Source organism: Burkholderia sp. Ac-20392 (genome assembly GCF_017104585.1).
GTDB classification, from domain to species: Bacteria; Pseudomonadota; Gammaproteobacteria; order Burkholderiales; family Burkholderiaceae; genus Burkholderia; species Burkholderia lata.
Genome location: NZ_JAAGPB010000597.1, coordinates 1 through 4,444 on the forward strand (window position 1 = coordinate 1; position 4,444 = coordinate 4,444).

General features: G+C 68.7%; 2 protein-coding genes. Both read left to right on the forward strand.

What is annotated here, in order from left to right:
• Positions 1 to 732: helicase-related protein (locus tag G3N99_RS35205; protein ID WP_277396480.1), on the forward strand; the 732-nt coding region annotated here is incomplete at its 5' end.
• Positions 733 to 1,127: 395 nt separating this feature from the next.
• On the forward strand, positions 1,128 to 4,444 hold a 3,317-nt coding region (gene putA / locus G3N99_RS35210; RefSeq protein ID WP_206124669.1), incomplete at its 3' end, for a trifunctional transcriptional regulator/proline dehydrogenase/L-glutamate gamma-semialdehyde dehydrogenase.

A 4,444-nucleotide genomic window follows, 5' to 3' on the forward strand; every position in this document is an offset into this window, starting at 1 on the left:
TTCGGGCGCGGCACGCAACGGATCGAAGAGGCGCTCGCCGAGGCCGTGCCGGGCGCGCGCGTGCTGCGGATCGACGCGGACAGCACGCGCCGCAAGGGCAGCGCGCAGGCGCTCTTTTCCGATGTGCACGCGGGTGAGGTCGATATCCTCGTCGGCACGCAGATGATCGCGAAGGGGCACGACTTCCAGCGCGTGTCGCTCGTCGGCGTGCTCAATGCCGACACCGCGCTGTTCTCGCACGACTTCCGCGCGAGCGAACGGCTGTTCGCGCAGCTGATGCAGGTGAGCGGCCGTGCGGGGCGCGCCGGGCTGCCGGGCGAGGTGCTCGTGCAGACGCGTTACCCGCGTCACGCGCTGTACCACGCGCTCGGGCGGCAGGATTACGTCGGCTTCGCGAATTCGACGCTCGGCGAACGCCGCGACGCGCACCTGCCGCCGTTCGTTTACCAGGCGCTATTGCGCGCCGAAGGGCGCACGCTCGACGCGGCGCTCGCGTTCCTGCTGCAAGCCGCGGCCGTGTTGCCGGGGCTGCCGGGCGCCGATCGCGTGACCGTCTACGACGCTGTGCCGATGACGATCGTCAAGGTCGCGAACGTTCATCGCGCGCAGTTGCTGCTCGAAAGCGCGTCGCGGGCGGCGCTGCAGCATGCGCTGCGCGCATGGCAGCCGGAGTTGCGCGCGTTGAAGGGTGTACTGCGGTGGAGCGTCGAGGTCGATCCGCTGGATATCTGAGTATCCGAGCGGCGCGCCATGCGGCCTTTGCGCTGCGCGCCGCTGTATTGAAGCCCGGGCCGGGTGCCGCCGAACCGTCTCTTGCCGCTGGGTCGCGCCCGGGCGCCACACCTCCCGCCATACCTCCCGTCACACCCAGTGCAACCCGTTTTCGTCCGCCGCCACGCGCGCGGAAGGTTGCGCACGCGTGTCAAACCGGCCCGCTCAGGGAAAACACCGATCCACCGACCACGGGCAACTCCTAGGTTGCAACCGCATAAGTGGCTGATTATATTGGGTAACTTATGGGTGCAACCGATCTCGTAATTTGGTTGCACCTTTTTATTGCGTGCCGTAGGATTTCGCGCATCCTCTCACACCACATTGCCGGGCTCGCACCGGCGCACGAACCCACCATGGCAAGCACGACTCTCGGCGTCAAAGTCGACGACCTTCTCCGCTCGCGTCTCAAGGACGCCGCCGCGCGTCTCGAGCGCACTCCCCACTGGCTGATCAAGCAGGCGATCTTCGCGTACCTCGAGCGGATCGAGCACGGCCAGTTGCCGCCCGAACTGTCGGGCCACAGCGGCGTGACGGAGCTCGCCGACGGTCAGGCTGCGGACGGCGACGACGACAACTCGCCGCATCCGTTCCTCGAGTTCGCGCAGAACGTGCAGCCGCAATCGGTGCTGCGCGCGGCGATCACGGCTGCGTACCGCCGCCCCGAGCCGGAATGCGTGCCGTTCCTGCTCGGCCAGGCGCGCCTGCCCGCGAACCTGCAGGCAGATGTGCAGGCGCTCGCGACGAAGCTCGTCGAGGCGCTGCGCGAGAAGAGCTCGGGCGGCGGCGTCGAAGGGCTGATCCACGAGTTCTCGCTGTCGAGCCAGGAAGGCGTCGCGCTGATGTGCCTCGCCGAAGCGCTGCTGCGCATTCCCGATCGCGCGACGCGCGATGCGCTGATCCGCGACAAGATCAGCAAGGGCGACTGGCGTTCGCACGTCGGCCACGCGCCGTCGCTGTTCGTGAACGCGGCCACGTGGGGGCTGATGATTACCGGCAAGCTGGTGACGACCAACAGTGAAGCAGGGCTGTCGTCGGCGCTGACGCGCCTGATCGGCCGCGGCGGCGAGCCGCTGATCCGCAAGGGCGTCGACATGGCGATGCGCCTGATGGGCGAGCAGTTCGTCACCGGCGAGACGATTTCCGAAGCGCTCGCGAACAGCCGCAAGTACGAAGCGCGCGGCTTCCGCTACTCGTACGACATGCTCGGCGAAGCGGCGACGACCGAAGAGGACGCGCAGCGCTACTACGCGTCGTACGAACAGGCGATCCACGCGATCGGCAAGGCGGCCGGCGGCCGCGGCATCTACGAAGGCCCGGGCATCTCGATCAAGCTGTCGGCGCTGCACGCACGCTACTCGCGCTCGCAGCAGGACCGCACGATGAGCGAGCTGCTGCCGCGCGTGCGCGCGCTCGCGCTGCTCGCACGCCGCTACGACATCGGCCTGAACATCGATGCTGAAGAAGCCGACCGTCTCGAACTGTCGCTCGACCTGCTCGAGGCGCTGTGCTTCGACCCGGATCTCGCGGGCTGGAACGGCATCGGCTTCGTCGTGCAGGGCTACCAGAAGCGCTGCCCGTTCGTGATCGACTACCTGATCGATCTCGCGCGCCGCAGCCGTCACCGCCTGATGATCCGCCTCGTGAAGGGCGCGTACTGGGATACCGAGATCAAGCGTGCGCAGGTCGACGGCCTCGAAGGCTATCCGGTCTACACGCGCAAGATCTACACGGACGTGTCGTACCTCGCGTGCGCGAAGAAGCTGCTCGCGGCGCCGGACGCCGTCTACCCGCAGTTCGCGACGCACAACGCGCACACGCTGGCCGCGATCTACCAGCTCGCGGGCCAGAACTACTACCCGGGCCAGTACGAATTCCAGTGCCTGCACGGGATGGGCGAGCCGCTGTACGAGGAAGTCACCGGCCGCGACAAGCTGAACCGTCCGTGCCGCGTGTACGCGCCGGTCGGCACGCACGAGACGCTGCTCGCGTACCTGGTGCGCCGCCTGCTCGAGAACGGCGCGAACACGTCGTTCGTGAACCGCATCGCCGATAAGACCGTGGCGGTGAAGGAGCTGGTTGCCGATCCGGTCGACGAAGCGTCGAAGGTCGTGCCGCTCGGCGCGCCGCACGCGAAGATCCCGCTGCCGCGCAACCTGTACGGCGACGAGCGTCCCAACTCGATGGGCCTCGACCTGTCGAACGAACACCGCCTTGCGTCGCTGTCGTCCGCGCTGCTCGCGAGTGCACATTTCCCGTGGCGCGCGGCGCCGATGCTCGCCGACGACACGCTCGTCGACGCGCCGGCCCGCGACGTGCGCAACCCGGCTGACCAGCGCGACCTGGTCGGCACGGTCAGCGAAGCGACGGCCGAACACGTGAGCGCGGCACTCGCGCACGCGGTGGCCGCCGCGCCGATCTGGCAGGCGACGCCGGTCGATGCACGCGCCGATTGCCTGGTGCGCGCGGCCGACCTGCTCGAAGCGCAGATGCACACGCTGATGGGCCTGATCGTGCGCGAAGCCGGCAAATCGCTGCCGAACGCGATCGCCGAGATCCGCGAAGCGGTCGACTTCCTGCGCTACTACGCCGCGCAGATCCGCGACGAATTCTCGAACGACACGCACCGCCCGCTGGGCCCCGTGGTCTGTATCAGCCCGTGGAACTTCCCGCTCGCGATCTTCATGGGCCAGGTCGCCGCGGCACTCGCCGCCGGTAACACGGTGCTCGCGAAGCCGGCCGAACAGACGCCGCTGATCGCCGCGCAGGCCGTGCGCCTGCTGCGCGAGGCCGGCGTGCCGGCCGGTGCGGTGCAGCTGCTGCCGGGCACGGGCGAAACCGTCGGTGCGGCGCTGGTGGCCGATGCGCGTACGCGTGCGGTGATGTTCACCGGCTCGACCGAAGTCGCGCGCCTGATCAACAAGACGCTGTCCTCGCGCCTCGACCCGGACGGCAAGCCGATCCCGCTGATCGCCGAAACGGGCGGCCAGAACGCGATGATCGTCGACTCCTCGGCGCTCGCGGAGCAGGTCGTCGCGGACGTGATGCAGTCGTCTTTCGACTCGGCCGGTCAACGGTGTTCGGCGCTGCGCGTTCTGTGTCTGCAGGACGATGTTGCAGACCGCACGCTGACGATGCTCAAGGGCGCGATGCACGAGCTGGCGCTCGGCAACCCCGACCGCCTGTCGACGGACGTCGGCCCGGTGATCGACGGTGAAGCGAAGCAGACGATCGACACGCACGTCGCGGCGATGAAGGACAAGGGGCACGGCGTCACGCAGCTGCCGGCGCCCGAGGCCTGCGCGCACGGCACGTTCGTACCGCCGACGCTGATCGAGATCGGCAGCATCGACGAGCTGAAGCGCGAGGTGTTCGGCCCCGTGCTGCACGTGGTGCGTTACCGCCGCAGCCAGCTCGACAAGCTGCTGGAGCAGATCCGCGCGACCGGCTACGGCCTGACGCTCGGCATCCACACGCGGATCGACGAGACGATCGCGCACGTGATCTCGAATGCGCACGTCGGCAACATCTACGTGAACCGCAACGTGATCGGCGCGGTGGTCGGCGTGCAGCCGTTCGGTGGCGAAGGGCTGTCGGGCACGGGCCCGAAGGCCGGCGGCGCGCTGTACCTGCAGCGCCTGCTCGCGACGCGTCCGTCGGGCCTGCCGCGTTC